The 25,440-nt window shown below is 60.9% G+C and carries 23 protein-coding genes; 5 read left to right on the top strand and 18 right to left on the bottom strand.

The annotated features are described in order from the left end of the window. Window positions 1-205: 205 nt before the first annotated feature. From ACMXX3_RS03865 to ACMXX3_RS03880, 4 genes are all read right to left on the bottom strand, one after another. Window positions 206-1,537: a M16 family metallopeptidase gene (locus ACMXX3_RS03865; RefSeq protein WP_421083447.1), complete on the bottom strand. Its 1,332-nt coding sequence runs from the start codon at window positions 1,535-1,537 to the stop codon at window positions 206-208. Between the two features lie 109 nt (window positions 1,538-1,646). Beyond that, window positions 1,647-3,887 (bottom strand): polyribonucleotide nucleotidyltransferase, encoded by a 2,241-nt coding sequence (locus ACMXX3_RS03870; RefSeq protein WP_421083448.1) that lies wholly within the window; start codon window positions 3,885-3,887, stop codon window positions 1,647-1,649. A gap of 243 nt (window positions 3,888-4,130) precedes the next feature. Next, window positions 4,131-4,400, bottom strand: a complete 270-nt coding sequence (rpsO, locus tag ACMXX3_RS03875) for a 30S ribosomal protein S15 (RefSeq protein ID WP_421083449.1) — start codon at window positions 4,398-4,400, stop codon at window positions 4,131-4,133. 245 nt (window positions 4,401-4,645) lie between these two features. Further along, window positions 4,646-4,948, bottom strand: coding sequence for a hypothetical protein (locus ACMXX3_RS03880; RefSeq protein WP_421083450.1), 303 nt, complete (start codon window positions 4,946-4,948; stop codon window positions 4,646-4,648). An 84-nt stretch (window positions 4,949-5,032) separates the two neighbouring features. On the opposite strand from ACMXX3_RS03880, the gene ACMXX3_RS03885 reads away from it, so the two are divergent. The 3 genes from ACMXX3_RS03885 (at window position 5,033) to ACMXX3_RS03895 (ending at window position 7,158) form a co-directional block, all read left to right on the top strand. Beyond that, complete coding sequence (locus tag ACMXX3_RS03885) at window positions 5,033-5,515, top strand: S-ribosylhomocysteine lyase (RefSeq protein WP_421083451.1); 483 nt, start codon at window positions 5,033-5,035, stop codon at window positions 5,513-5,515. Beyond that, window positions 5,516-6,256 carry a 5'-methylthioadenosine/S-adenosylhomocysteine nucleosidase gene (mtnN, locus tag ACMXX3_RS03890; RefSeq protein ID WP_421083452.1) on the top strand — a complete coding sequence of 247 codons (741 nt, stop codon included), beginning with the start codon at window positions 5,516-5,518 and terminating at the stop codon, window positions 6,254-6,256. A gap of 77 nt (window positions 6,257-6,333) precedes the next feature. After that, window positions 6,334-7,158, top strand: coding sequence for an aldo/keto reductase (locus tag ACMXX3_RS03895; RefSeq protein ID WP_421083453.1), 825 nt, complete (start codon window positions 6,334-6,336; stop codon window positions 7,156-7,158). A gap of 92 nt (window positions 7,159-7,250) precedes the next feature. On the opposite strand, the gene ACMXX3_RS03900 is transcribed toward ACMXX3_RS03895, so the two are convergent. The 9 genes from ACMXX3_RS03900 to rimP all read right to left on the bottom strand — a co-directional run bounded on the left by ACMXX3_RS03900 (window position 7,251) and on the right by rimP (window position 16,009). After that, window positions 7,251-8,207, bottom strand: a complete 957-nt coding sequence (locus ACMXX3_RS03900) for a bifunctional riboflavin kinase/FAD synthetase (protein ID WP_421083454.1) — start codon at window positions 8,205-8,207, stop codon at window positions 7,251-7,253. A 29-nt stretch (window positions 8,208-8,236) separates the two neighbouring features. Then, a complete protein-coding gene (locus tag ACMXX3_RS03905) occupies window positions 8,237-8,659 on the bottom strand; it encodes a hypothetical protein (protein WP_421083455.1) in 423 nt (140 codons plus the stop codon). A gap of 104 nt (window positions 8,660-8,763) precedes the next feature. Then, window positions 8,764-9,138, bottom strand: coding sequence for a hypothetical protein (locus ACMXX3_RS03910; protein WP_421083456.1), 375 nt, complete (start codon window positions 9,136-9,138; stop codon window positions 8,764-8,766). Window positions 9,139-9,142: 4 nt separating this feature from the next. Next, complete coding sequence (truB, locus tag ACMXX3_RS03915) at window positions 9,143-10,183, bottom strand: tRNA pseudouridine(55) synthase TruB (protein WP_421083457.1); 1,041 nt, start codon at window positions 10,181-10,183, stop codon at window positions 9,143-9,145. Window positions 10,184-10,185: 2 nt separating this feature from the next. Beyond that, window positions 10,186-10,623, bottom strand: a complete 438-nt coding sequence (rbfA, locus tag ACMXX3_RS03920; RefSeq protein ID WP_421083458.1) for a 30S ribosome-binding factor RbfA — start codon at window positions 10,621-10,623, stop codon at window positions 10,186-10,188. A gap of 155 nt (window positions 10,624-10,778) precedes the next feature. Beyond that, window positions 10,779-13,625 carry a translation initiation factor IF-2 gene (infB, locus tag ACMXX3_RS03925; protein WP_421083459.1) on the bottom strand — a complete coding sequence of 949 codons (2,847 nt, stop codon included), beginning with the start codon at window positions 13,623-13,625 and terminating at the stop codon, window positions 10,779-10,781. Between the two features lie 233 nt (window positions 13,626-13,858). After that, the gene (locus ACMXX3_RS03930) at window positions 13,859-14,134 is read right to left on the bottom strand and encodes a YlxR family protein (protein WP_421083584.1); all 276 of its coding nucleotides are present in this window, start codon (window positions 14,132-14,134) and stop codon (window positions 13,859-13,861) included. Window positions 14,135-14,244: 110 nt separating this feature from the next. After that, complete coding sequence (gene nusA / locus ACMXX3_RS03935) at window positions 14,245-15,273, bottom strand: transcription termination factor NusA (protein ID WP_421083460.1); 1,029 nt, start codon at window positions 15,271-15,273, stop codon at window positions 14,245-14,247. 136 nt (window positions 15,274-15,409) lie between these two features. Next, window positions 15,410-16,009, bottom strand: coding sequence for a ribosome maturation factor RimP (rimP, locus tag ACMXX3_RS03940; protein WP_421083461.1), 600 nt, complete (start codon window positions 16,007-16,009; stop codon window positions 15,410-15,412). A gap of 167 nt (window positions 16,010-16,176) precedes the next feature. Here rimP and ACMXX3_RS03945 point away from each other — a divergent pair, with 167 nt between their 5' ends. Further along, entirely contained in the window at window positions 16,177-17,073 is an 897-nt protein-coding gene (locus ACMXX3_RS03945; RefSeq protein ID WP_421083462.1) for a hypothetical protein, read from the top strand. Window positions 17,074-17,200: 127 nt separating this feature from the next. On the opposite strand, the gene ACMXX3_RS03950 is transcribed toward ACMXX3_RS03945, so the two are convergent. The 5 genes from ACMXX3_RS03950 to ispG form a co-directional block, all read right to left on the bottom strand. Further along, the gene (locus ACMXX3_RS03950; RefSeq protein WP_421083463.1) at window positions 17,201-19,000 is read right to left on the bottom strand and encodes a proline--tRNA ligase; all 1,800 of its coding nucleotides are present in this window, start codon (window positions 18,998-19,000) and stop codon (window positions 17,201-17,203) included. Window positions 19,001-19,196: 196 nt separating this feature from the next. Then, complete coding sequence (locus ACMXX3_RS03955; protein ID WP_421083464.1) at window positions 19,197-20,237, bottom strand: hypothetical protein; 1,041 nt, start codon at window positions 20,235-20,237, stop codon at window positions 19,197-19,199. 123 nt (window positions 20,238-20,360) lie between these two features. Continuing rightward, window positions 20,361-21,878: a hypothetical protein gene (locus ACMXX3_RS03960; protein ID WP_421083465.1), complete on the bottom strand. Its 1,518-nt coding sequence runs from the start codon at window positions 21,876-21,878 to the stop codon at window positions 20,361-20,363. A 187-nt stretch (window positions 21,879-22,065) separates the two neighbouring features. Then, window positions 22,066-23,220: a GNAT family N-acetyltransferase gene (locus ACMXX3_RS03965; RefSeq protein WP_421083466.1), complete on the bottom strand. Its 1,155-nt coding sequence runs from the start codon at window positions 23,218-23,220 to the stop codon at window positions 22,066-22,068. Window positions 23,221-23,241: 21 nt separating this feature from the next. After that, entirely contained in the window at window positions 23,242-24,408 is a 1,167-nt protein-coding gene (ispG, locus tag ACMXX3_RS03970; RefSeq protein WP_421083585.1) for a flavodoxin-dependent (E)-4-hydroxy-3-methylbut-2-enyl-diphosphate synthase, read from the bottom strand. 203 nt (window positions 24,409-24,611) lie between these two features. Here ispG and ACMXX3_RS03975 point away from each other — a divergent pair, with 203 nt between their 5' ends. Next, a complete protein-coding gene (locus ACMXX3_RS03975; RefSeq protein WP_421083467.1) occupies window positions 24,612-25,367 on the top strand; it encodes a DUF3800 domain-containing protein in 756 nt (251 codons plus the stop codon). Window positions 25,368-25,440 lie beyond the last annotated feature (73 nt).

The following is a 25,440-nucleotide window of genomic DNA, read 5'->3' on the forward strand; positions in this document are numbered from 1 at the left end:
AGCCTGAACCCGTCACGGTCCAAAGCTAGGCAAGGCGGGGCCATCATGGTCCAAACCCAGCTAGCCTGAACCCGGTACGGCCCAAACCCGCCTGCTCTGACCCCAGCACGGTCCAAACCCGCCTGCCACGAGCCCAGCACGGTCCAAAGTCCTGAGAGGGTAAAGAAAAAGGACGGACGCGGCGGGGGCCGGTCCGTCCTTTCACCTACTTAACGATGGTTGTGACCCACTCCTGGTCTGCCAGGTAACGGGCCAACTCATTGACCTGCTCCAGGGTCACCGAGCGGACCCCCTCAAGCAGCTCATCAATCGACAAGAACTTACCCGAATCCAGCTCAGCCCGGCCCAGGCGGCTCATGCGGGAGCCAGCGTCCTCACTGCCCAGCACCGTTGAGCCACCCAGCTGGCCAACGACCTTCTCCAGCTCCTCCTGGGTCAGGCCCTTCTCAGCTAACTCAGCAAAGGTAGAGCGCATCAGCTCCTGCACCTGCTCAGCCTTAGCCGGAAGGCAACCCGCGTACATACCAAAGTAGCCAGCATCAGAATAAGAACCGGTGAAGCTAAAGGTCGAATAAGCCAGGCCCCGCTTCTCCCGAATCTCCTGGAAGAGCCGGGACGACATGCCCCCACCCAAAGCAGAATTAAGAACACTCATGGCATAGCGGCGGTCATCCCCAGCAATCAGACCCGGGCAGCCCATCACAATGTTGGTCTGTTCAAAGCCCTTCTCCAGGGTCTTTTCGCGGGCGCCGGGCACGATCTCACTTGCCGATCGGACGCGACGGGCCGCCGGGGCGACGCCCTCGGTGAGGTCCCAGCCCCGGTTGGCCAGTGATTCAAGCACCAGGTTCACGATCTCAGCATGATTCAAACTGCCCGCCGCCGAAATCACCAAACGGTCAGGGGTATAAAACTGCTTGTAGTGCTCCCACACCTTATCGCGGGCCACCTCCGTAATCTCCTGCGGGGTGCCCCCAATAGGCCGGCCCAGAGGATTAGCCCCCATCAGTTGCTCAATAAAGGACTCAAAGGCAACGTCAGTGGGGTCGTCCTGATCCATGGCCAGTTCTTCCAAGATTACCCCGCGCTCCTGCTCCAGCAGGTCGGGGTCAAGCACAGCACCGGTCACCATATCGGCGATCACATCAATCGCCATTGCGGTGTCATCATCCAGCACCCGGGCGTAGTAGCAGGTATGCTCCTTCGCTGTCAGGGCATTGGACTCGCCGCCCACCCGGTCAAATGAATTCGCAATATCCAAGGCAGAGCGGGATTCGGTCCCCTTGAAAAGCAGGTGCTCCAAAAAGTGGGTAGAGCCCAGCATTCCGGGCTGCTCATCCCGGGAGCCAACCCCCACCCAGAAGCCCAAAGACACAGACCGTTGCGAGGGCATCCGCTCAGTAATCACGCGCACGCCACCGGGCAACACCGACCGGCGAACCTCGTTACCTCCCCCACCGGCATAAATCAGGCGGCCAGTACGGTACTCAAGCTCATCGGTGAGCTCATCAAGTTCAATCGGGAGCAGAACAGGCATAGGGGCCTTTCACAAAAACTAACAATAACTACAGAAAAACAGAAGGGGGCAGACACGGTGTGGTGTCTGCCCCCTCACTGAGAAAGGCTAGCATCTAGCCGGGCAGAGCTTACTCTTCGTCTGCGCCGTCCTCGTCGCCAGCTTCGCCTTCAGCGACGACGGGAACCAGGGAGAGCTTGCCGCGGTCGTCGATCTTGGAAATCTCGACCTGGACCTTCTGGCCAACACCGACGACGTCCTCAACGTCATCGACGCGCTTGCCGCCGTTGAGCTTGCGCAGCTCGGAGATATGCAGCAGGCCGTCCTTGCCGGGGGTCAGGGAGACGAAGGCACCGAAGGTGGTGGTCTTCACAACGGTACCCAGGTAGCGCTCGCCGACCTCGGGAACCTGCGGGTTAGCAATCGCGTTGATGGCTGCGCGGGCTGCCTCTGCGGAGGGGCCGTCAGTAGCGCCGATGTAGACGGTGCCGTCGTCCTCGATGGAGATGTCGGTGCCGGTGTCTTCCTGGATCTGGTTGATCATCTTGCCCTTGGGGCCGATAACCTCACCGATCTTGGCAACGGGTACCTGGACGGAGATCACGCGGGGTGCGTAGTCGCTCATCTCATCGGGGGCGTCAATGGCGGCATTGATGACCTCAAGGATGTGCAGGCGGGCTTCACGGGCCTGGGTCAGGGCGCCGGCCAGGACAGAGGCGGGGATACCGTCGAGCTTGGTGTCCAGCTGGATAGCGGTGACGAACTCGGAGGTACCTGCGACCTTAAAGTCCATATCGCCCAGGGCGTCCTCAGCACCGAGAATGTCGGTCAGGGCTGCGTAGCGGGTTTCGCCGTTGACCTCGTCGGAAACAAGGCCCATGGCGATACCGGCGACGGGGGCGCGCAGGGGCACACCGGCGTTCAGCAGGGAGAGGGTTGAGGCACAAACGGAACCCATGGAGGTTGAACCGTTGGAGCCCAGGGCCTCTGAGACCTGGCGGATTGCGTAGGGGAATTCCTCGCGGGAGGGCAGGATCGGGGTGATCGCACGCTCAGCAAGGGCACCGTGGCCGATTTCACGACGCTTGGGTGAGCCTACGCGGCCGGTTTCACCGGTGGAGTAGGGCGGGAAGTTGTAGTGGTGGATGTATCGCTTGGACTTGACCGGGTAGAGGGAGTCAAGCTGCTGTTCCATCTTGAGCATGTTGAGGGTGGTGACGCCCATGATCTGGGTTTCGCCACGCTCGAAGATAGCGGAGCCGTGGACGCGGGGCAGGACCTCAACCTCAGCGGTGAGCTGGCGGATGTCGGTCAGGCCGCGGCCGTCGATACGGACCTGCTCGGTGAGGATACGCTGGCGGACAACGTGCTTGGTCAGGGCGTTGAAGGCTGCGTTGACTTCGTCCTCGCGGCCCTCGAATTCCTTGCCTTCAGCGGCCAGGGCTTCAACGATTTCCTGCTGCAGGGCAGCTGAGGCGTCCTCGCGGTCCTGCTTACCGGCGATGGAGTAGACCTCGACGATCTTGGGCTCGAAGGCCTTGACTGCGTCGTCGATTTCTGCGGCACGTTCGCCGAAGATGGGCAGGTCCAGGGCGGGCTTGCCAGCGCGGGCGGCCAGGTCAGCCTGGGCCTTGCAGAGGGCAGCGATGAAGGGCTTAGCTGCTTCCAGGCCCTCAGCGACGATTTCTTCGGTGGGGGCGGTGGCGCCGTCTTCCTTGATGAGCTTCCAGGAGTTATCGGTGGCCTCTGCCTCAACCATCATGATAGCTACGTCTTCGCTACCGTCAGCCTTGGTGACGATACGGCCGGCAACAGCCATGTCGAAGACGGCGTTCTCCAGCTGGGAGAACTTGGGGAAAGCTACCCACTGGCCGTCGATCAGGGCAACACGGACACCGCCGACGGGGCCAGCGAAGGGGGCGCCGGAGAGGGTGGTGGAGCAGGAGGCTGCGTTGATGGCGACGGTGTTGTAGATTTCGTCGGGCTCGATGGTCAGGACGGTGACGACGACCTGCACCTCGTTGCGGATACCCTTCTTGAAGGCAGGACGCAGGGGGCGGTCGATCAGACGCGCAGCCAGGATTGCTTCGGTTGAGGGGCGGCCTTCACGGCGGAAGAAGGAGCCGGGAATCTTACCGGCTGCATACATGCGCTCTTCAACGTCTACGGTCAGGGGGAAGAAGTCAAAGCCGTCGCGGGGGGACTTGCCAATGGCGGTAGCTGAGAGCAGGGTGGTTTCGTCGTCGATAGTGACGAGGGCGCTACCTGCAGCCTGCTGGGCGAGGCGGCCGGTTTCAAAGCGGACTACGCGCTTGCCGAACTTGCCGTTGTCGATGATTGCTTCTGCAAACTGAATTTCGGGACCTTCCAAGGTTCCTCCATTTCTGTGTTCTGCGCCGCGACTTCGGTCTTCGATTGAGGCCCACAGACACCGCCGTAAGGGGCTTGCTTCTGTAAACCGCTACCGAGGACCGTCAAAGTCCGCGGCGACTTGTTCTATATGGGGGGGTGCCGGGTGTGGGTGAGGGCGTCTCCCTGACCCCGTCCGTCTTTGCCCCGGGCGGGGAAAGGTGCGGACGGGACGGGTTACGCCCTCACGCTCACAAACCTGGTGTTATCGGCGGATACCGAGACGCTCGATGAGGGCGCGGTAACGCTCGATGTCGACGCTCTTGAGGTAGCCGAGCAGGTTGCGACGGCGACCAACGAGGATCATCAGACCACGACGTGAGTGGTGGTCGTGCTTGTGGGACTTGAGGTGTTCGGTCAGGTCGGTGATACGACGAGTCAGAACTGCAACCTGAACCTCGGGTGAACCGGTGTCACCTTCGTGGGTTGCGTATTCCTTCATGATTTCCTGCTTGATCTTGGGATCAAGAGCCATGGTTTAACTCCTAGAGTTAGTGCCGTGTGCGGCCCGGTCAACATTTTTGCTGCCGGGTTGAGGGCCAAGGACGCCGGTGGGCGGCTTGGCCGCTGCAGGTAACTGCCACGGACTGCAGTCACATACAGTCTCAACTCTACCGCAGACCCCGCTAGAGGCGGAAGAGGCAGGGCGGTGGTAGTTTGCTCACCCCGCCTTCTGCCCCTAGCTGGAGGGGCTCCCTTCACCGGCCCCTTACCTATGGGTTACTTCTTGGCGCGGCCAAAGGCCAAGGAGGCGAGCGCGGTAGCGCCGGTGACAGCGCAGACGGCGGGCCAGGGGCCAATTTTCTTGTGCAGGGCGTGGGAGTAACCGAAGGCCCCCAGGTAGACGGCGGTCAGGGCAGCGGCGGTGCCGGTTCCGGCGTTCTTCTGCCAACCGGCAAAGGCGGCGGCACCGCCGGCGGCTAGGGCTACACCGCCGAGGGCACGGACGTTAGTAACGCGGGCAACCTTGTAACCGCCCATGAGGCCGGCTGAGGCAGCAGCGGTTGGGATGAGTACATTCATGTCAACACCTTTGTCTTGGGTACAGATAACTCTAGGTTACTCCGCAGGTAGCGCTTGTGCCTGGAGCCTGGGAGAATGGGAACCATGCAAAAGCCTGAAAATTTTGAGAAGCAGAAGACAAATGTCGAGTCCTTCGACCTGGACCACACCGCTGTTGCCGCCCCCTATGTGCGGGTAGCTGACCGCAAGACCCTGCCGGGCGGGGACGTCCTGGTGAAGTACGACGTCCGTTTTACCCAGCCCAATAAGGGCCATCTGGGCATGAAGGCCATTCACTCCATTGAGCATATGACCGCCCACCACATGCGCAACCACACCGACGCCCTGATTGATTTTTCCCCTATGGGCTGCCAGACCGGTTTCTACGCCCTGACCCTGGGTGTAGAGCCTGATGATTTCATGCAGATTTTGGCGGTCACTATGCAGGATCTGCTGGACGCTACTGAAGTTCCTGCTGCCAATGAGGTCCAGTGCGGCTGGGGCGCCAACCATTCCCTGGAGGAGGCCCAGGCGGCCGTCCGTGACTTCTTGGCCCGCAAGGACGAGTGGGCTCAGGTGATGGCATAGATGGCAGCTTTTACTCTTCCTGCAGGCTTTGAGAATGCCGCTATCGTCCAGGTCGCTATGGACGTTGAGGCTGCCCCCTTCCTGGAGCGGACCCGGGCGGTGGGCGATGCCTTTGCCCTGGGTGAGGCTGAGTTCTACCCGCGGGTGCTGGCTACTGCCTCTGATGAGATCACCATTCTGCTGGTGCGCTCGAAAATTGGCCTGGTCAATGCCGCTAGTGCCCTGACAGTTGCCCTGTCGCTGGTGCCCGCCCCGCGCGTCATTGTCTCTGCCGGTACCGCAGGTGGCCTGCGCGCCGATGTTAATGTGGGGGATTTGGCGGTAGGCACTGAGTACACCTACACGGACGCGGACGCCACAGCTTTCGGCTACGAGTTTGGGCAGGTGCCGGGCATGCCCGCCACCTATGCAACCGAGCCTGCTCTGCTGGAAAAAGCCCAGGCAGCTGCAGCAGCATATACCGGTGAAGGTACTCCCCTGCTGGGGCAGATGCTGGCCGGTGGTTCCTTTGTGACCGCCAAGAATGTGAAGGATACCCGCGAGATTTTCCCGCAGGCTATCTCCACGGACATGGAGACCACCGCCCTCGCCCAAATCTGTGCCAGCCGTGCGCTTCCTTTCATAGCCGTCCGCGGTATCTCAGACCTCTGCGGCCCGGCAGCTGACCAGGACTTCCACATGGACGCCCCCATCGTCGCCGAACGAAGCGCCACCCTGGTCACTGCCCTCTTGGCCCTCTAGCCCCACCCCTACCTCACTTTTCGCTCAGCGGGCGAGCCCATCGTCCGCCCCCATCCTCGCACCCAAGGAGAACCTTTATGCACCAGCACACCCTACGCGACGGCAACGCAATCCCAGCCCTGGGTTTGGGTACCTACCCCCTCTCGAACGTCGAGGCGGAGGTTACCGTTGCCGAAGCCATTAATCGTGGCTACCGCCTGGTGGATACTGCCGTCAACTACGAGAACGAAAAGGGCGTTGGCAAGGGCGTTCTCCGCTCCGGCGTGAAGCGCGATGAGATTTTTGTTCAATCCAAACTGCCCGGACGCGACCACGGAGCCCAGAAGGTGCGACCTTCCCTCGAAGCCACCCTGGAGCGCATGGGGCTGGACTATCTGGACGCCTACCTGATTCACTGGCCTAACCCTTCCCAGGGCCTCTACCTTGAAACCTGGCAGGCCATGGTGGAGCTGCAGGAGCAGGGTTTGGTGAAGTCCATCGGTGTCAGCAACTTCCTGCCTGAGCACATCGACCGTTTGATTGCTGAAACCGGGGTTACCCCGGCCATCAACCAGATTGAGCTCCACCCCTACTCGCAAAAATCAAGCTGGGTTGACTACAACTTCAGCAAGGCTATCCTGACCCAGTGCTGGTCCCCGCTGGGGCGGAAGACCTCCCTGCTCAAGGACGCAACCCTGGTAGCCCTGGCCCGGGAGCTGGGCAAGACCCCCGCCCAGATCATCCTGCGCTGGCAGGTGCAGAAGAACTATGTGCCCCTGCCCAAGTCCTCCTCCACGAGCCGTTTGGAAGAAAACCTGGCGATCTTCGACTGGGAACTCTCAGAGGCCCAGGTGGCCCGGATTGATGCCCTTGAAGCAGGCGTCGGTCGTGGCTTTGACCCCAATACCCACGAAGAGATGTAGCAGAAAACAGGCTGGGCTGGCGCTTACGTTAGCACCAACAGAAAAGTTCCCGGAATAAGTGTTCTTATTCCGGGAACTTCTGTATCTAGGTACTAGCTGATGCCAAGGATAGTTTTTGCTTTCTCAACATCGGCGTGCATCTGCTCGATCAGGGCTTCGACGCCGGTGTAGGCGACCATACCGCGCAGGTACTCCACGAACTCCAGGGTGACCTGCTGGCCGTAGAGGTTGAAGTCTTCCACCTTTTCCTGGGGGCGCCCCACCACATGGGCCTCCACCTGCCGAACGGTGATGCCCTCAAAGGTTGGGTTGGTACCAACGGAAACAGCAACCGGGTGGCGGGTGCCTGCCTCATCGACCAACCAGCCAGCGTAGACGCCGTCCCCGGGGACGAGACCGTCCGAATCAACCGCCATATTGGCCGTCGGGAAGCCCAGCTCCCGGCCCCTGGCTGCCCCGTGCACCACTTCGCCTCTCATGTAGTGGGGGCGGCCCAAAATCTCAGCGGCCTCCCCGACCTTCCCCTCAGCAAGCAGCTGACGGATTGAGGTTGAGGAGCATCGGGATTGGTCTGCGGCTAAAAGGTCGGCAACCACAAGCACCTGGAAGCCGTATTTTTCTCCCAGCTGCTGCATGGTCGTCAGGTCCCCTGAGTTGTCCTTGCCGAAACGGACGTCATCTCCAATGACAACGTACTGGGCCTTCAGTCCCTCGACAAAAGTCCGCTGCACGAACTCTTCGGGACTCTGGGCGGCAAATTCAAGGGTGTAGTTCAGTAGCAGGTAGCAGTCAACCCCAAGCTGGGCCATGGTAGCCTGGCGGGCTTCCTGGCTCATGATGTCCAGGTGTTTCCCGTCAGGGTTGTGGACGGCCGCCGGGTGGGGGTCGAAAGAGACAGCTACTGAGCGGAGCCCGTGGGTGCGGGCGGTGGCAACCAGGGTCGTGAGCACCTTTTGGTGGCCAACGTGAACCCCATCAAAGTTACCGATGGTAACGACGGTGGGCCCGAAGTCGGCGGGGATCTGGGTGAGATCGGTATAGCGCTTCACTGTGCTCCTTGGGGTATTGGTGCTCGTGTCTAGTCTACGCGGTGGGGGCGGGTTTTACTCAACCACCACAGGCCCACCATGGGCAGGACCAGGGGAATGTACCCGTAGCCGGAGCCAAAATGCGACCAAACCGAGGCCAGCTCAAAATGCTGGGGCTGCAGGTAGGAGTAGACACCGATCAGGAGGACACCGGCCATTTCGATACCGACGGCGGCCAGGGAAAGCTTCCAGGCCCCCTCCCCCTTCTTAGCCAGGGCGATGGTAGCAACCAGGTAGATCAGGGCTGAGAGGGCAGAGAGGGTAATGGAAAGCGGTGCTTCCTCGAACTTACGGATGACCTGGTAGAGGGCCCGGGCCCCCGCCGAGAGGGTAAAGACCCCGTAAATCACAACCAGGAGGCGGCCAAAGCCGCTATTTTTCGTAGCGGCAGCTTTGTTCTGTGTTTGCTCCATTGTCTTCTTCCATCTCCCATGCAATGTTGATGCTGCTCTTATTGGCGTTTCTGGCCTTGAGCGCAGAGCGGGCGCTTATTCGTGTACTGCTCCAGCGCATCGACCTAATAGTAGTACCAGAGCATGTTCATCCGGTGGACCATGATGATCAGCACCGGGCCGGTCAGGCCCAGCACCAGGGTGGACCAGTGGGTGCGTTCGGCCAGGGACCAGATGAAGGTGCCGACCGGAATAATCATGGCAGTTAGCAGGTAGCCGTAGTATTCGAGCCAGTCGCCGGAGGGCCCGTCCGTGAGCACCTGCATGATAATGGAGCCCACCAGGTAGATGATCAGGAAGGCTTCAAGGGCTATAACGGAGCCCTGGGACCAGTCGTCGGGGGCAGCCCCGCGCAGAAAGCGGGTGAGACAGATGAGGAAGGAGGCAACACCGAGGACGGTGCAGATCCAGAACCAGAGGTCGAGGCCGGCAATCATCATGGGGTTAGTCCTTGAAGGTTGTTCCTGATTCGAAGACGAGCACGGGGGCGGCGACGTTTTCGCGGCGGAATCGGGTGTTCTCAATGATAGCGACGAGGGTGCCGTTGGGGGCGAATGCAGCGGTGAGGCCGTCGGTGGTGGGTTTGTCGTGCCCGCCAACAGACCCGCCCTTAGGCTTGGTTGTCTCCCCCTGCCCCTGGGTGGGGGTGATACGACGGCCGTTGGCTAGGTCGGTTGCTTCAGCCGCAGTCAGGGTGCGGACGGCAAACAAGCGGCGGGCTGCCTCCTCGATGGGCAGCAGCGGGGCAGGCTCTTCTGCTTCACGCCCGGCAATGAGATCGTCGAGGGTGTAGGCGTCCTCTGCCCGGATGTCGCCAATGGCGGTGCGGCGCAGGGCTGTGAGGTGGCCGCCTATGCCCAGGGCAGCACCCAGGTCGCGGGCCAGGGCCCGAATGTAGGTTCCTGCCGAGCAGACCACAGTGACGTCTAGATCAAGCACATCGCCGCTCACCTCTTCCCCCTCAATTGGGTAGGAGGCGGTGGCCGTCCTCTTCTCATGGACGGTGAAGGAATGGACGGTAACAGGCCGGGCATGAAGGTCTACTTCTTCACCGGCTCGCACGCGGGCGTAGGAGCGCACCCCATCAACCTTAATAGCTGAAACGGCTGAGGGTACCTGCTGGATATCGCCGGTGAGCTTGGCAATCTCAGCCTCGAGTGCGGCATCAGTGACAGAAGCGACCGTACCGGGGGCAGCGAAGCCGACAGCCTCGCCGTCCGCGTCGTCGGTGAGGGTTGAGACGCCCAGGCGGATCGTGGCGGTGTAGGTTTTGGTCTCCCCCACCACATAGGTCAGCAGGCGGGTTGCCTTGTTAACCCCAAGAATGAGCACCCCGGTGGCCATGGGGTCAAGGGTGCCGGCGTGCCCTACCTTGCGGGTACCAGCAATCCACCTCATTTTTGACACGACGTCGTGGCTGGTCAGCCCGGCAGGCTTATCGACAACAATGAGCCCAGAAGGGCCAAGGGGTGCTTTTTTAGCCATGCTTAGGCTTCGTCTTCCTCGGTGTCTGCGGTCTTGTAAGCGTCTGCCCCACCGGCGTACTCAGCACCCTCACGGGCAGCAGCAATCTCAGCGTCACGTTCCTTGGTCTTGCGGAGCAGATCTTCAATATGCGCTGCATTGACAGGCACCTCGTCGGGGACGAAGGTGAGGGTGGGGGTCAGGCGGGCGGTGATGTTCTTACCGACCTCTGACCGCAAGATCCCCTTAGCTGATTCCAGGGCAGCCTTGGTGGAGGCCTGCTCTTCTTCAGAACCAAAAACGGTGTAGTAGATGGTGGCGTGCTGCAGGTCGTTGGTGACGCGGGCATCGGTGACGGTAATGAAGCCCAGGCGGGGGTCCTTAATGCGGCGTTCAAGGGCCTGTGCAACAATCACCTTAATGCGGTCGGCGAGGCGGGCGGCGCGTGCCGGATCAGCCATGGTGTTCTCCTTCTAATCTTTCTCTTCGTTAAGTGTAGTAGGGGGTGGGGCAGCTCCTTGAGCCGCCCCACCCCGGGGCACCCGGCCAACCTTTCTTCGATCAGTCGGGTGCTGTGCGTCCTTACCCTTCCCCTAGCGGGTGAGGGGGTTAGAACCTAGACGCGAGGCTTTTCCTGCATCTCCCAGGTCTCAATGACGTCGCCTTCCTTGATGTCATTGAAAGAGCCCAGGCCGATACCACACTCGTAGCCCTCGCGGACCTCGGTGGCGTCGTCCTTGAAGCGGCGCAGGGATTCGATGGTGAGGTTGTCAGCCACCACTGCACCGTCGCGCACCAGGCGGGCCTTGGAGTTGCGCTTGATGAGGCCGGACTTGACGATAGAACCTGCAATGTTGCCCCACTTGGAGGAGCGGAAGACTTCGCGGATCTCGGCGGTACCGAGCTCAACCTCTTCGTATTCAGGCTTGAGCATACCCTTGACGGCAGCTTCGACCTCTTCGATAGCGCGGTAGATGACGGAGTAGAACTTCATTTCTACGCCCTCACGGTCGGCGTAGTCAGCGACGCGCTCGGCGGGGCGGACGTTGAAGCCGATGATGATTGCGTTATCGACGGTTGCCAGGTTGACGTCGTTCTGGGTGATAGCACCAACACCGCGGTGGATGACTCGAATCTGGACCTCGTCCCCACCTGCTTCAATCTTCATGAGGGACTCTTCCAGAGCTTCAACAGCACCGGAGACGTCACCCTTGATGATGAGGTTGAGGGTGTCCATCTTGCCTTCGGCAACAGCAGCGTCGAAGGATTCGAGGGTGACGCGCTTGCGACGCTTGGCCAGCTGGGCGTTGCGGTCAGCTGCTTCACGCTTTTCAGCGATCTGGCGGGCGGTGCGCTCTTCTTCGGTGGAGAGGAAGGTGTCACCTGCACGAGGCACGGTGTTGAGGCCGAGCACCTGGACGGGGCGGGAGGGGCCGGCTTCTTCGACATTGTGGCCGTTTTCGTCGAACATGGCGCGGACGCGGCCGTAAGCTGAACCTGCGACGATAGCGTCACCGACGCGGAGGGTGCCGGACTGAACCAGGACGGTTGCAACGGCACCGCGGCCCTTATCGAGGTTAGCTTCGATGGCGACGCCGCGGGCTTCCTTGTTGGGGTTAGCCTTCAGTTCCAGGGCGCCGTCGGCGGTCAGGGTGACTGCTGCGAGCAGCTCGTCGATGTTCTTACCCTGGCGGGCTGAAACGTCAACGAACATGGTTTGGCCACCATATTCTTCGGGAATCAGGCCGTACTCGGTGAGCTGCCCACGGATCTTATCGGGGTTAGCGCCTTCCTTATCAATCTTGTTGACGGCGACCACGATCGGCACTTCTGCGGCCTGGGCGTGGTTGAGCGCTTCAACGGTCTGGGGCATAACGCCGTCGTCGGCGGCAACGACCAGGATGGCGATGTCGGTGACCTTGGCACCGCGGGCACGCATGGCGGTGAAGGCCTCGTGACCGGGGGTGTCAATGAAGGTCAGGTAGCGTTCTTCGCCTTCAACCTCGGTGTGGATCTGGTAAGCACCGATGTGCTGGGTAATACCGCCAGCTTCACCGTCAATGACGTTGGTGTTGCGGATGGCGTCCAGCAGGCGGGTCTTACCGTGGTCGACGTGACCCATGACGGTGACGACAGGCGGGCGGACTTCCAGAACCTCGTCGTCTTCAGCTTCGGCTTCGGCGGTGAGGTTGATGTCGAAGGATTCGAGCAGTTCACGCTCTTCGTCCTCGGGGGAGACGATCTTGACGACGTAGCCCAGTTCGGCGCCCAGCAGTTCGAAGGTTTCCTCATCGAGGGACTGGGTCTGGGTTGCCATTTCGCCCAGGTGAATCAGGACGGTGACCAGGGCTGCGGCGTTTGCGCCAATCTTTTCAGCGAAGTCCATGAGGGAGGCACCGCGGCGCATACGGATCTCGGTGGTACCGTCGCCGTGGGGTACGGCTACGCCACCGATGGTCGGCTGCCGCAGCTGCTCTTCCCGGCGCAGGGCTGACTTGGTCTTGCCCTTCTTCTTCTTTCCGCCACCGCGACCGAAAGCGCCCTGGGCGTTACCGCGACCGCCACCGGGGCCACCGCGACCGGGGCCGCGGTTGAAGCCGCCGCCACCGTTACCGCCGCCGGGGCCACCAGCGCCGCCACGGCGGGGACCGCCGCCACCGTTACCGGCAGGGGCGCCGACGTTGCCGCTCATCTTGGTGGGCATCATGTTGGGTGAGGGGCGGTTGCCGCCACCTGCGGGGCGGGGAGCGCCACCGGCAGGACGGGGACCAGCTGCACCGGCACCGGCTGCGGGGCGGGGGGCGTTGTTACGGCCACCAGCAGGACGGGGGCCGCCAGCACCTGCGCCTGCGGGGCGGGGACCACCGTTGCGGCCACCTGCAGGACGGGGGCCACCTGAGCGGCCGCCTTCACCGCGTTCGGGGCGCTCGGAGCGCTTGCCCATGCCCTGGGAGGGGGCAAAGGGGTTGTTGCCGGGGCGGGGACCGGGCTTAGCGCCGGGCTTAGCCGCTGCGGGCTTGGGCGCTGCAGGCTTGGGAGCACCGGGCTTGGGCGCTGCCATGCCCTGGGTGGTTGAGAAGGGGTTGTTGCCGGGGCGGGGACCAGCAGGCTTGGCGGTCTCTGCCTTGTCTGCGGCGGGGCCGGGCTGGGCGGCTACGGGCTTGGGGCTTGCTTCTTCAGTCTTCTGAGTAGCCTTAGGGCTTGCAGCAGGCTTTACGGCTGCGGGCTTGGGAGCTGCGGCCTGGGGGCTGGCAGGCTTGGGGGTTGCCGGCTTAGCCTCGGCAGCAGGTGCTTCTGCAGCTGCAGCCTGGGGGAAGGCGGCGCGGAGTTTCTTTACTACCGGGGGTTCGAGGGTTGAGGATGCACCCTTGACGAACTCGCCGAGTTCCTGAAGCTTTGCGACAGCTTCTTTTGAGGGGATTCCGAGTTCTTTTGCGATCTCGTGAACGCGGGGCTTTGCCACTTTTCTCCTGTTCTGGTTCGCACCAGAACGGGGCGAACCTTCAGTTTGTATGAGGGGTTAGCTTCAAGGAAGCTGGGTTTTTGCCGGTGGGTGAGCACAGGTAAGCACTCATTGCGCGGCACTCATTGGTTTTCCATCAGTTTTCTGACTCGCTTTCTTACAAGTTAAGTCGTCAAACTCGTTGACTTGTTGGTTCGCCTGCTCGGTGATGAGCATTGAACCGGGTCGCAGCCTTATGCTGTGATCACCAGTTCGGTGGCTTCTACCCTGGTTTTGAAGGCGCGGGCTAGGGCATTCTTTTTGAGTGCACTAGCCAGGCAGGCTTCTGTGGGGTGGAGCCAGGCTCCACGGCCGGGTAGGGTTTTGGCCGCATCGAAGACAGCACGCTGGGGTGGGGTTCCGATGAGGGCAATTCTGATGAGGTCGGTTTGAGGTGCGGTGGTACGACAGCCTATGCAGGTGCGGACGGGGGTGGGCAGAATCCTGCTCCCTTCTGTCGGTGTGCGTATGCTGGCTTAAGCCGGGCAGGTGGCCCGGCCCTAGACCGCTGTTCTTTAACCTCTATAGACCAGTTTAGCCCCCTTGCGGGGGCTAACGGTAAATATGTTAGTCAGCTCTCTTATTCAGAGTCGGCTTCACCTGCTGCTGCGGCTGCTTCTTCAGCTGCAGCGATGGCTGCCTTGTACTTTGATTCGGAGATGATGTCGATGCGCCAGCCGGTGAGCTTAGCGGCCAGGCGGGCGTTCTGACCTTCCTTGCCGATTGCGAGGGAGAGCTGGTCGTCGGGAACGATCGCGCGGGCTGAGTAAGTCTTGCGGTCAATGACGGTGACTTCACGAACCTTGGCCGGTGACAGGGCTGCGGTGATGAATTCTTCGGGGGCATCTGAGTGGTCAACGATGTCAATCTTCTCGTTGTTCAGCTCGCCCATGACGGCGCGGACGCGGGAGCCCATTTCACCGATGCAGGAGCCCTTGGGATTAATCCCGGGCTTGGTGGCCCGAACAGCAATCTTGGTGCGGTGGCCTGCCTCACGGGCAACTGCCATGATTTCAACGGAGCCATCTGCGATTTCGGGGACTTCGTGCTCAAAGAGGCGACGGACCAGGTTGGGGTGGGAGCGGGAGAGCACGATTGAGGGGCCCTTGGGGCCGCGGCGGGCTTCAAGGACGTAGGCCCGGATTCGGGTGTTGTGGCTGTAGCGTTCGCCGGGAACCTGCTCGGCGGTAGGCAGGACAGCTTCAAGGGTGCCGAGATCAACGTGGATCATGCGGGGGTTAGGGCCCTGCTGGATGACGCCGGAGATCAGCTGGCCTTCGCGGTCCTTGAATTCACCGAGGACGGCTGAATCCTGGGCATCGCGCAGACGCTGCTGAATGACCTGGCGGGCAGTGGAGGCTGCGATCCGGCCAAAGTTATTGGGGGTATCGTCAAACTCGCCGATGACTTCGTCGTTTTCATCCAGTTCGGGGGCGAAGATAGCGACCTTACCGGTGGTGCGGTCAAGCTCTGCGCGGGCGCCACGAATAGCACCGGGCTGCTTCTGGTAGGCCAGCAGGATCGCGCTTTCGATCATCGGGATCAGGGTGTCGATCGAGATGTCGCGCTCTTTTTCGAGCAGGCGAAGGTTGCCCAAATCAATGTCCATGGTGGCCCCTTTTCGTGTAGTACGGTGCCGGGGTCTGAGGTACCCCGGCACCGTTGTGGTGTATATGTGCACCCTCTGCAGGGTGCTACTTATCGCGCTGATAAGTTGGTCTGGTTCCTATTCTAGCGAGTACTTGCTAGCGGTTGAATTCAATTTCAACCTTAGCGGAAGAAATTGTGGCCCACTCCAGGGTAACGGCATCGCGGTAGCTCTCGGGCTGGCCCTTCTTGGTTTCTTTTTTCCGGCGGACGACAGGGCCGTCCTCGGTGACGAAGTCGAGACGGGCCAGGTACTGGTCTCCCCCGGTCTCCGTAATTTCAATCAGGCGGTCAATGGAGCGCTTCCAGTGGCGGGTTTCGGTCAGGGGGCTGGTGACACCGCGGGAGGAGACTTCAAGAGAGTAGGGTACTTCACCGTCATCTACCTGATCCAGGGCAGCAGATAGGGCCTGGGATACCTCAGCGATGGTGTCCAGGGACAGGGCGTCGGTGCGGTCTTCGGGGTAGTCAACCACAATTTCCAGGGTGCGGTTCGCCCCGCTACCCTTGGCGGTCAGCTTCTCCAGCACCAGCTTGAACTCCTGCTCCACCACCTGGTTGACGGCCTCGCGCACGCCTTCGACGCTCACAAAGCTCCCTGCGGGAGCCTTCTGGGTGATTCCCTGCTCAGCGCGGGCAGCGGCCCGGCGTTCGCGGGCGTTGGGGGCGTCCTTTTTGCTGGCTTTGGGTGATGCCATCGGGCGTAACTCCTGAAGTGTGAGGGGCAAGTAAACTCCTTCAAGCCTAACACCTGCCTCTGGCCCGGCCGCCGAAAAATCGCTAGGGGCGGGCGGAGGCGCGGACTTTTTGGCACAATGGGAGGTGGGCTCATGGCCCGTCTGTGTAGTGTGGAAGGTTTCTCCCGATGAATCGCTCTGTCCGTCTGGCCCCGGTTTTCCTGGCGCTTCTTTTCGCTGGCCTCCTGGTAGCCCTCCTTGCTGTGGGCTTTCTGTCGCAGCGCAAAACGGAGCAGGTACGGGCTGACCTTCTTGACCAGAGCACGATGGCCGCCCAGCTAACGGCCCTGCACTTGGCTGCCGATGAAGCTGGTCAGGCTGAGCTCAGCCAGGCTGCCCAGGGCGCTCTGGAGTCTCTTGCCACTGCAGCCCAGGAGGTGACGGTGACGGAGTTTGAGCCGGTTGAGCAGCAATTACAGAGCACAGCCTCCGCCCTGCTTGAGGTAGGTTTTTCAACCCAGGACGCCGGGGATCGGGCCCGCGCCCTCACCGCCGTCATCGACCTATGGCAGGCTGCCCACCAGGGCGGTCTTACCGAGCAGGCCTACCCCGATGCCCTCTCCGATGAGGTAGAGAGAATCAGAAACTTCAGCTGTAGCAGTGAGAAGCTCCCCCTCGAAGAAACTACCTCAGCAGCCGGTGAGCAGGTCGCCCAACCTGCCTCCCTCCTTCCCTTCCAGCAGAGCATCTACCAGCTCAACTACGTCAGCGAAGTGTATGCTGCCCGGGCAGACCAGGGCTATGCGGACGTCGCAGCCCAGGCCGGTCAGTTAGCAGAGGCTACGACCGCTATGGAGCACCTGGCCACCCCCCTCTTCACCTGCTACGGGGTGCTTGAGGCGCCGGCAGCGTCCTACCCTGTCGAAGACGCAGCGAGCGCCTCCCAGCAGATCTCTGAGTTCACCGCGGCTCTTGAGGCAAACGCGCGGGCTGTTCTGGCAGACCAGGCTCTTGCCCCTGCAGCAGATGATCTTGAGGCCCTGGCCCTCATTCTGGCACTCGATGTCCAGCAGCTCCCCCGCTAGAAGGTGCCCAGTTTATCGGACCCCAGTTTGCTGACGAGTGCGGTTAAAGCAGAAGGTACCACCTAAGTCGGAAAAGACCAGCTAGTTCGTGGTCTTTTTTGACTCAGATGGTACCTACCCGGGGTGCTTAGCGCTGAACTTCAGCCAGCAGCTCGGCTACGGCGTCCTCAAGGGCAACCTCGCGGGCCTCACCGCTGCGGCGGTCCTTAATTTCGACCAAGCCGTTGGCAAAGCCTCGGCCAACCACCACAATAGTGGGCACACCCAGCAATTCGGCATCGCCGAACTTCACACCGGGAGAGACCTTGGGGCGGTCATCGAACATGACGTCCAGACCGGCTGCTTCAAGATCAGCAACCAGCTTCTCGGCGCCCTCTGCAACCTCATCGCCCTTACCGGTCATCACCACATGGACGTCAGCCGGGGCCAGGTTACGGGGCCAGATCAGGCCCTTATCGTCGTGGTTGCCTTCAGCAATTGCAGCCATAGCGCGGGTCACGCCAATACCGTAAGAGCCCATTGTGACGGTCTGCAGCTTGCCGTTCTGGTCCAGGACCTTTAGCCCTAAGGCTTCTGCGTACTTGCGACCCAGGGCGAAGATGTGGCCCATCTCGATACCACGGGCAGCGATCAGGGGGCCGGAGCCGTCCGGGGCCGGATCGCCCTCGCGCACCTCGCAGGCCTCAATCACGCCGTCAGCTTCAAAGTCGCGGCCCAGTACCAGGTCGTAGACGTGCTTCTGGTCCTCGTTAGCGCCGGTAATCCAGGCGGAGCCTTCAACCACGCGGGGATCAACAAAGTAAGGGATGCCGGTGGCTGATTCGGTGCCAAGGAGCTTCTCGCTCAGGGTCAGGCCGGGGCCAATGTAGCCCTTGACCAGCTGCGGGAACTTCTTGAAGTCCTCTTCACTGGCAGCTTCAACCTCAACTTCGCCACCAACACCCAGCAGGGCACCAACATTGACCTCAACGCGGCCCAAATCAACAGCGCGGTCGCCGGGTACACCGATAGCAACCAGCTGGCGGGTGCCGTCGGGAAGGATGACAGCCAGCACCACGTTCTTGAGGGTGTCAGCTGCGGTCCAGGGCGCACCCTCGCGCGGGTGCAGGGCATTGGACTGGTCAACCAGGGTTTCGATAGTCGGTGAGTCGGGGGTCAGCTCGACACGAGCAGCCGGGGTGGACGAAGCGTCCACGGGCTCGGGCACCACGGTGGTCACAGCCTCAACGTTGGCAGCGTACCCGCCCTCAGAGCGCACAAAGGTGTCTTCGCCGACGGGGGTGGGGTGCAGGAACTCTTCGGAGCGGGAGCCACCCATAGCACCTGACTGGGCCTGGACGATAGCGATCTCAAGGCCCAGGCGCTCGAAGATCTTGATATAGGCGGCGCGGTGGGCCTGGTAGGCCTCCTCCAGACCCTCATCGTCTACGTTGAAGGAGTAGGAGTCCTTCATGATGAACTCGCGGCCGCGCAGCAGGCCCGCACGGGGGCGGGCCTCGTCGCGGTACTTGGTCTGAATCTGGTAGAGGTAGACCGGCAGGTCCTTGTAGGAGGTGTAGAGGTCCTTCACCAGGAGGGTAAACATTTCCTCGTGGGTGGGGGCCAGCAGCATGTCTGCGCCCTTGCGGTCCTGGAGACGGAAGAGGTTATCGCCGTATTCATTCCAGCGGTTGGTCGCTTCGTAGGGTTCACGGGGCAGCAGGGCCGGGAAGTGGACTTCCTGGGCACCGATAGCGTTCATTTCTTCACGAACGATGTTCTCGATCTTGCCCAGGACCTTCAGGCCCAGGGGCAGCCAAGTGTAGACGCCAGGAGCTGCGCGGCGGATATAGCCTGCACGCACCAGGAGTTTGTGGCTGGCGACTTCGGCGTCGACGGGGTCTTCGCGCAGGGTACGCAGGAACAAGGTAGATAGACGCTGAACCAAGGGGTTTCTCGCTTCTTGTGTGGTGAGGACGGACCCGCCCGTTGCAGGTGCACAACAGGTGGGCATACTTGTAGTCCAGTTTAGCGCCTCTTGAGCCTACCCGGTGGGTCTGGAGCAAGCGGTCGGTAGGCGATTAAAACAACAGGACCGCCCTGCGGAGTAGTCCGGGGCGGTCCTTCGTGCGAGCTGGAAGGTTTTAGTGCTGGGGTAGCACCTGGTTCTGGCGGTAGGTGCGCATAGAGCAGGCGTCCCCGCCTTCACTGGTCAGGCCGCGGGTGTAGAAGGTCTCGTCGATACCAAAGTCACCGGGTGAGCTCATGAGGGTCGCCCCCCGTTGGAGCACGCCCCAGCGGGTGGCCATCAGGCAGCTCAGGGGCTGGGTTTCAGAAAAGATAGCCTGGATTCGGACGTCGCCGGTTGCCTCATTCACGGGGTATTCGTTTGAGGTTGCAATCAGGCCGTATTTGGCAGGAGATTCCATGTAGAGGCCCAGGGCGTCGGTGTTCACGACAATGGCTGCGGGCTGGCCCAGGGTGTAGATGGCTGAGACGTTATTGCCGAAGTCCTGGGCAATGCTGTTGTAGGTTGCCCAGTAGGGGCGGCTATCGACGTCAGGTTCAGGGGCAATGATGCCGTGGGCAACGGCGTCCTGGCGGGCAGCTTCCATCTTCTCTTCAGCGTCCCCAATGTTGGCGATGGTGCGGGAGGTACCGACCTGGAGGTGGGCGTCCCGGGAGAAGCAGGCCCCGGTGGCCTCCCGTTCAGCCTGCCAGGTGAGGGCAGCGTCCGAACGGAGGTTGATGTAGGTGCCCGGCTGGGTCTCAGGATCGAGGATAATCAGCCAGCGGGTACGGCCGTTGTGGGTGGTGATGGCCTGGCCACAGAAGCTGTGGGGGAAGGGCTCTGATTCAGCGTTGCCGAACTTCATGGCGCCACCGGCTTCGATGAAAGCGGCACCGAGGTCACCGGGGATCACCTGGATACCTCCGTACCGGCCAAAGGTGACTACTGCCTTGCTAAAGACCTGTTCAGAGGCCCCGTTATCGTACTTGACGTAGTTGGTAACGGGTTCGCCCAGTTCGTCCTGGTGGTCTTGCCAGTAGGAACCGATGGGGTTGCTGACCTCTACGGTCGGCTCGCCTGCGGCGGGCTGGGTGGTGGTTGCTCCAGCTGGAGTCAGGCCCAGGAGCAGACAGGCGATAGCTGCCAGCTTGAGGGGAGCGCTCAGGCGTTTCATAAGGTCCTTTGCGTAAGGTCTGTGATTGTGGTTGTGGTGGGACAATCCTACAGGGACTGAGCCCTAAATAAGCAGGTGCCCCCCACCACAGGAGAAGTGGTGAGGGGCACCTTCTTTGGTGTCTTAGATACCAAGTCCCTTGTACCAGGCGAGCTTGGCCTGGCCGAGTTCGTTGAGTTCAGCGTTCATGTAGGGGGTTCCCTTGGTCCAGACCAGGGTTCCGCCTTCGAAGGCCTGGGTGACGATGGTGGTTCCGTTGGCGGTGGACTCAGTGGCTGCTGCAACAGGAGCGCCCAGCATGGTCATTTCGCTCCAGATGTTCCAGTTGCCACCGGTGGCCCAGTCGTTGTAAGAGGAGAAGCGACCCCGGTCAGCCAGGTTCAGGGCCTGGGTCAGGGCTGAAGATTCAACGGGCTTGGCACCTGCCAGGGGCTTTCCTGCTTCATCAGCCTTGATGTAGACCACCTTGTTGGTGTCAACCCGCAGTTCAAGTACCTGCTGCAGGGGGATGAACTTAGCGGTGGACCAGTCGTAGCTGGCATCGATTTCAGTACCCTGGGCGGTGCGGTCTAGCATACCTTCTGCCCAGGAGACGGGGGACGCGGTGACCTGGCTTTCGTAGTTGATGCAGGTTCCGAAATCGTCGAACTGGACGTAGTACTGGGACATGACGGCCTTGCCGTCGTTAGTTGCGTAGAGGGCATACCCGTGGTCGTCCCAGGTTTCGGGGGTTGAGCACTGGGTGGCTGCGGTGTTGTAGAAGAGGGCCCGCAGTTCGGTTGCGCCGGTGGCCCGGTTCTCTACGAACTCGTTCATGTAGAGGTAGGAGCCGTAGGCAGCAGGCTTGGTCAGGTAGACCTTGAGGGCGTTGGTGTTAACCAGCAGGGCGCGGTCCTGGCCCTTGCTGTAGAGGCCTGAGATGTTGTTGCCAAAATCCTGGGCAACCAGGTCTTCGGTAACCTCGCGGGGGGCCTGGCCCTGTTCGGCAACCTGGATACCGTTGGCAACAGCAATGGCGCGGGCATCAGCAATCTTGTGGGCTGCTGCGGTGATGTGGGCGGGGGTCTGTTCAACGGGAGTGGTGCCGTCACGCAGTTCGGGGGTGACGGGCTGTTCAACAACCGGAGCTACATCGTCCAGCTGGGCATTGTTGGCGAAGCAGGAGCGGGTCTTGGAGCGTTCTGTCTGCCACTTCTTACCTTCGGCTGAGCGCAGGTCGATGTAGGAACCAGCCTGGGTCTTTTCGTCGAGAACGACCAGCCAGCGGGTCTTGGAGTCGTGGGTGGTCAGGGACAGGCCGCAGTAGCCGTGCTTCCAGGGGGCTGATTCAGCGTTACCGAACTTCTCGGCGCCACCAGCCTTGAGGAAGGTTTCAGCAGCCTGGCCGGTGATGGCCTGGGCGCCGCCCCACTTACCGGAGGTAATGACACCGCTTTCGAAGACCTGCTGCTTTGAACCGTTGGCGAAGGTCTGCTCTGCGCTTACGGGTGCGCCGAGAACGTCCTTGTTCTGCTCCCAGTAGGCACCAATGGCGGTTGAGGTGTCAACGGGGGTAGCGTCCTGAGCGACAGCAGCGGGTACTGCTGCCATTGAAAGACCGACGAGGGTGGTAACTCCGAGAGGCGTGCGAAGGCTCTTCAAAATATTCCCTAATGTGTGGTTGGTATATCTGCTCCCCGTCAGTGCGGTGAATCGGGTTGGATAAGCAGAGTTAAAAGTGTGCCTTAAAAAACTATCAGGTAATCCCCTCCAGCCGCACCACCCATTAGGGGGACATTTAACCCCACAAAACTGCACTTTAGGGGACAAGCCCCGGACTGGTTAGCCCCTACAACAAAATAGTTGCGAAGGTACCAACACGCTGCCAGCCGGTCGCTTGGTAGAGGGCCCGGGCCGGGGCGTTGTAGTCATTGACGTAGAGGGTCAGGTGGGGGAAGCGCTGCCGGATCAGCTGGCAGGCTTGGGCCAATAGAACTGTAGCGAGCTTCTGCCCCCGGTAGGCAGGGTGCAACCAGACCCCTTGGAGCTGGCAGATGGTTTCGTGGGCTAGTCCGATATCGGTCTTAAAAATGACGATATTTTCTGAGTTGACGGCAACGACGGTCCGGCCAGTTCGGATCAGCTCGTCGATCCGGCGGGAGTATCCTGCCGGGTCGCGGGTCATCGGATCGTAGCCAACTTCTTCGGTAAACATGGCAACGGAGGCCCGCATCAGGCTGGGTCGATCGTCGGTGCGGGCCCAGCGCACCGGTTCCAGAATGGGGGGAGCACCGAGATTCGGGCGGACCAGCGGGGCGGAGGCAAGCGGGGCTAAATCTACCTGGGCAGGTAGTTCGAGCAGGGGCTGGGTATCGCGGACGTCAAAGGCTGGGTTCATGCGCGGGGCCAGATGTTCCCAGATGCCCATGACAGCTTCTTGAGCGCCGAAGATAGAGCCGATACGGCGGTTGTGTTTGCGGATGTAGATAGCTACCTGCCGGTAGTAGGCCGCTGGCAGACTGATGGGGACGCAATTGGCTCCGAGCCAGAAAGCGCCGACGAGGGTGTAGCGGGTATCTGACCGCCGGTAACCCGGTGTGCTGGTGAGGGTTTCGGGCAGGCCGGGGAGGGCAGGCTCGGCGAAGTGGGCTCCGGCTGCCTTGCCGGTGAGGACGCTGGTTTTGGTGAGGAGGGTATCGACGGTGCTTCGGATCCGGGCGGGGAGCTGGTCTCTGCGAGAAGCCGGGTCGGGTCCGTCCTGCCCGCTCTCCCCTACCGGCTGGGTGCCTGCGGGAGCGAAGATGCCCATAAAGCCGTGCGGGGCTTTGAGTCCGGCCAGGGTGCTGGTGGCAGGTAGGCCGAAGTGGTGGAGGTGCTCAGCTGCATAGAGTAAGCCCACCGGGTCTGCGCTGATCATGGTTTCTAGCTCGGCCCGGTCATCGAGGGTGAGCGGGCGAATCAGGGCATCTTCTGCCCCGCGCGAGAAACGGTTGAGCACGGACACGGTGGGCTTTCTGAGGTGGGCTTAGCCGGCGACGGTGACGGTGGGTTCACCGGAGAGATCGATTTCGCCGCGTTCTTCCATTTCGCGGGCGATCCGGTTGGCCTCTTCAATCAGGGTTTGCACGATGTCTTCTTCGGGGACGGTCTTGATGACCTCGCCCTTGACGAAGATCTGGCCCTTACCGTTGCCTGATGCTACACCCAGGTCGGCCTCGCGGGCTTCGCCGGGGCCGTTGACGACGCAGCCCATGACGGCTACGCGCAGGGGCACCTTCATGCCCTCCAGGCCCTTGGTGACGTTTTCTGCCAGTTCCCACACGTTCACCTGGGCGCGGCCGCAGGAGGGGCAGGAAACAATATCGAGCTTGCGGGGGCGCAGGTTCAGGGACTCAAGAATCTGGGAACCGACCTTCACCTCTTCCACCGGAGGAGCGGAGAGGGAGACGCGAATGGTATCGCCAATACCCTCTGAGAGCAGGGCACCGAAGGCGGTAGCTGACTTGATGGTGCCCTGGAAGGCAGGGCCTGCTTCGGTGACGCCCAGGTGCAGGGGCCAATCCCCGGCAGCAGCTAGCTGGCGGTAGGCCTCAACCATGATGACGGGGTCATTGTGCTTGACCGAAATCTTGAAGTCCTGGAAACCGTGCTCTTCAAAGAGGGAGGCTTCCCAGACAGCTGACTCAACCAGGGCCTCAGGGGTGGCCTTGCCGTACTTTTCCAGCAGGCGCTTATCGAGGGATCCGGCGTTCACGCCAATACGGATGGAGGTGCCGTGGTCCTTAGCGGCAGCTGCGATTTCCTTGACCTGGTCGTCGAACTTGCGGATATTGCCGGGGTTCACGCGCACAGCCCCGCAGCCTGCTTCGATAGCGGCAAAGACGTACTTGGGCTGGAAGTGGATGTCAGCGATGACGGGAATCTGGGACTGCTTGGCGATAATGGGCAGGGCTTCTGCGTCCTTATCGGTGGGGCAGGCAACGCGCACGATATCGCAGCCGGCGGCGGTGAGCTCAGCGATTTGCTGGAGGGTGGCGCCGATGTCATGGGTTTTGGTGGTGGTCATGGACTGCACCGAGATGGGGGATTCTGATCCGACTCCCACGGAGCCTACCGTGAATTGGCGGGTCTTGCGTCGGGGGGCAAGGACGGGGGGCGGAGCGGCGGGCATTCCAAGGGCGACCGAGGTCAAAACTTCCTCCAAGGGTTCTTCTTGGTGCGGTGATCGCGCACCTCTTCACCTATCTATTGTGCCACGCTTCAGCTCAAAGAGCGGTTGAGGTAAAGCGCACAGCTAGAGAGACGGCACATGCGTAAGAGCGGCAGGGAGGTCGCTCCCAGTTGGAATCATGTTCTAGAAAGCAAACCATATTATTCGAACACAAGTTCTAATGTATGGTAGTGCAAGATATATCTTTGATTTTTGATGGAGGTGCTTTGCACGCTGGATCTGAGACGAAAATGATATATATCGACGACTCTGGGCGCCCACAGTCTGGGTTGGTTGTATATGGCTGGATCGAGTTTCCACAGCATGAGTGGCGTGCTGTGATGAGGGCCTGGTTGGACTTTAGAAAACGTCTTTGGCGTCAGTACAAGATTCCTGTAGATAAGGAACTCCACACCACTGAATTCGCTAACGGTCGTGGTGACCTATCGAAAAAGTTTCCCGACGAGTTTCGGGGACCTGATGGAACCCCCTACAAAAAAGACTTCGGAAAGTTCATTGCTCAAGAATGTCTGCAACAAATTTCTAGCATCCGCGGCATTCGCGTAGGAGCGTGTTATCAGCAAGGGAACCCAGAAGATTTTGCCCAAACTAGAACTGAACTGTACAGACTACTTGTGGCAGACATTGATAGTCAGCTAAAGATTGGTAATTCACTTGGGCAAATCTACCTAGATGGTGAAGATGATATGTATCGCCACATACATAGAGAGCTGAAGCTCCAGGAAAGAAACATCATCGAAGATCCAGTAATGCTGAGCTCCAAGGACTCTCAACTGATTCAGATGGCTGACCTAGTAGCCTGGAGTGCGTACAGCGCTATCAACCGGCATAAAAGTCAAGAGTTTGCCTGGAACTGGTATCAAGACTATTTAGCGGTAAGAGACCCAAGAAGATCCCCTGTCCATTGGCCAAAGCATTAAACAGCTAGATCCCCTGATTCTCCACGTACGGGAGAGGGGATCCGCACTACCAACTGTATGTCGCGCGGTCATT

Source organism: Rothia nasimurium (assembly GCF_049068285.1).
Taxonomy (GTDB): domain Bacteria; phylum Actinomycetota; class Actinomycetes; order Actinomycetales; family Micrococcaceae; genus Rothia; species Rothia nasimurium_I.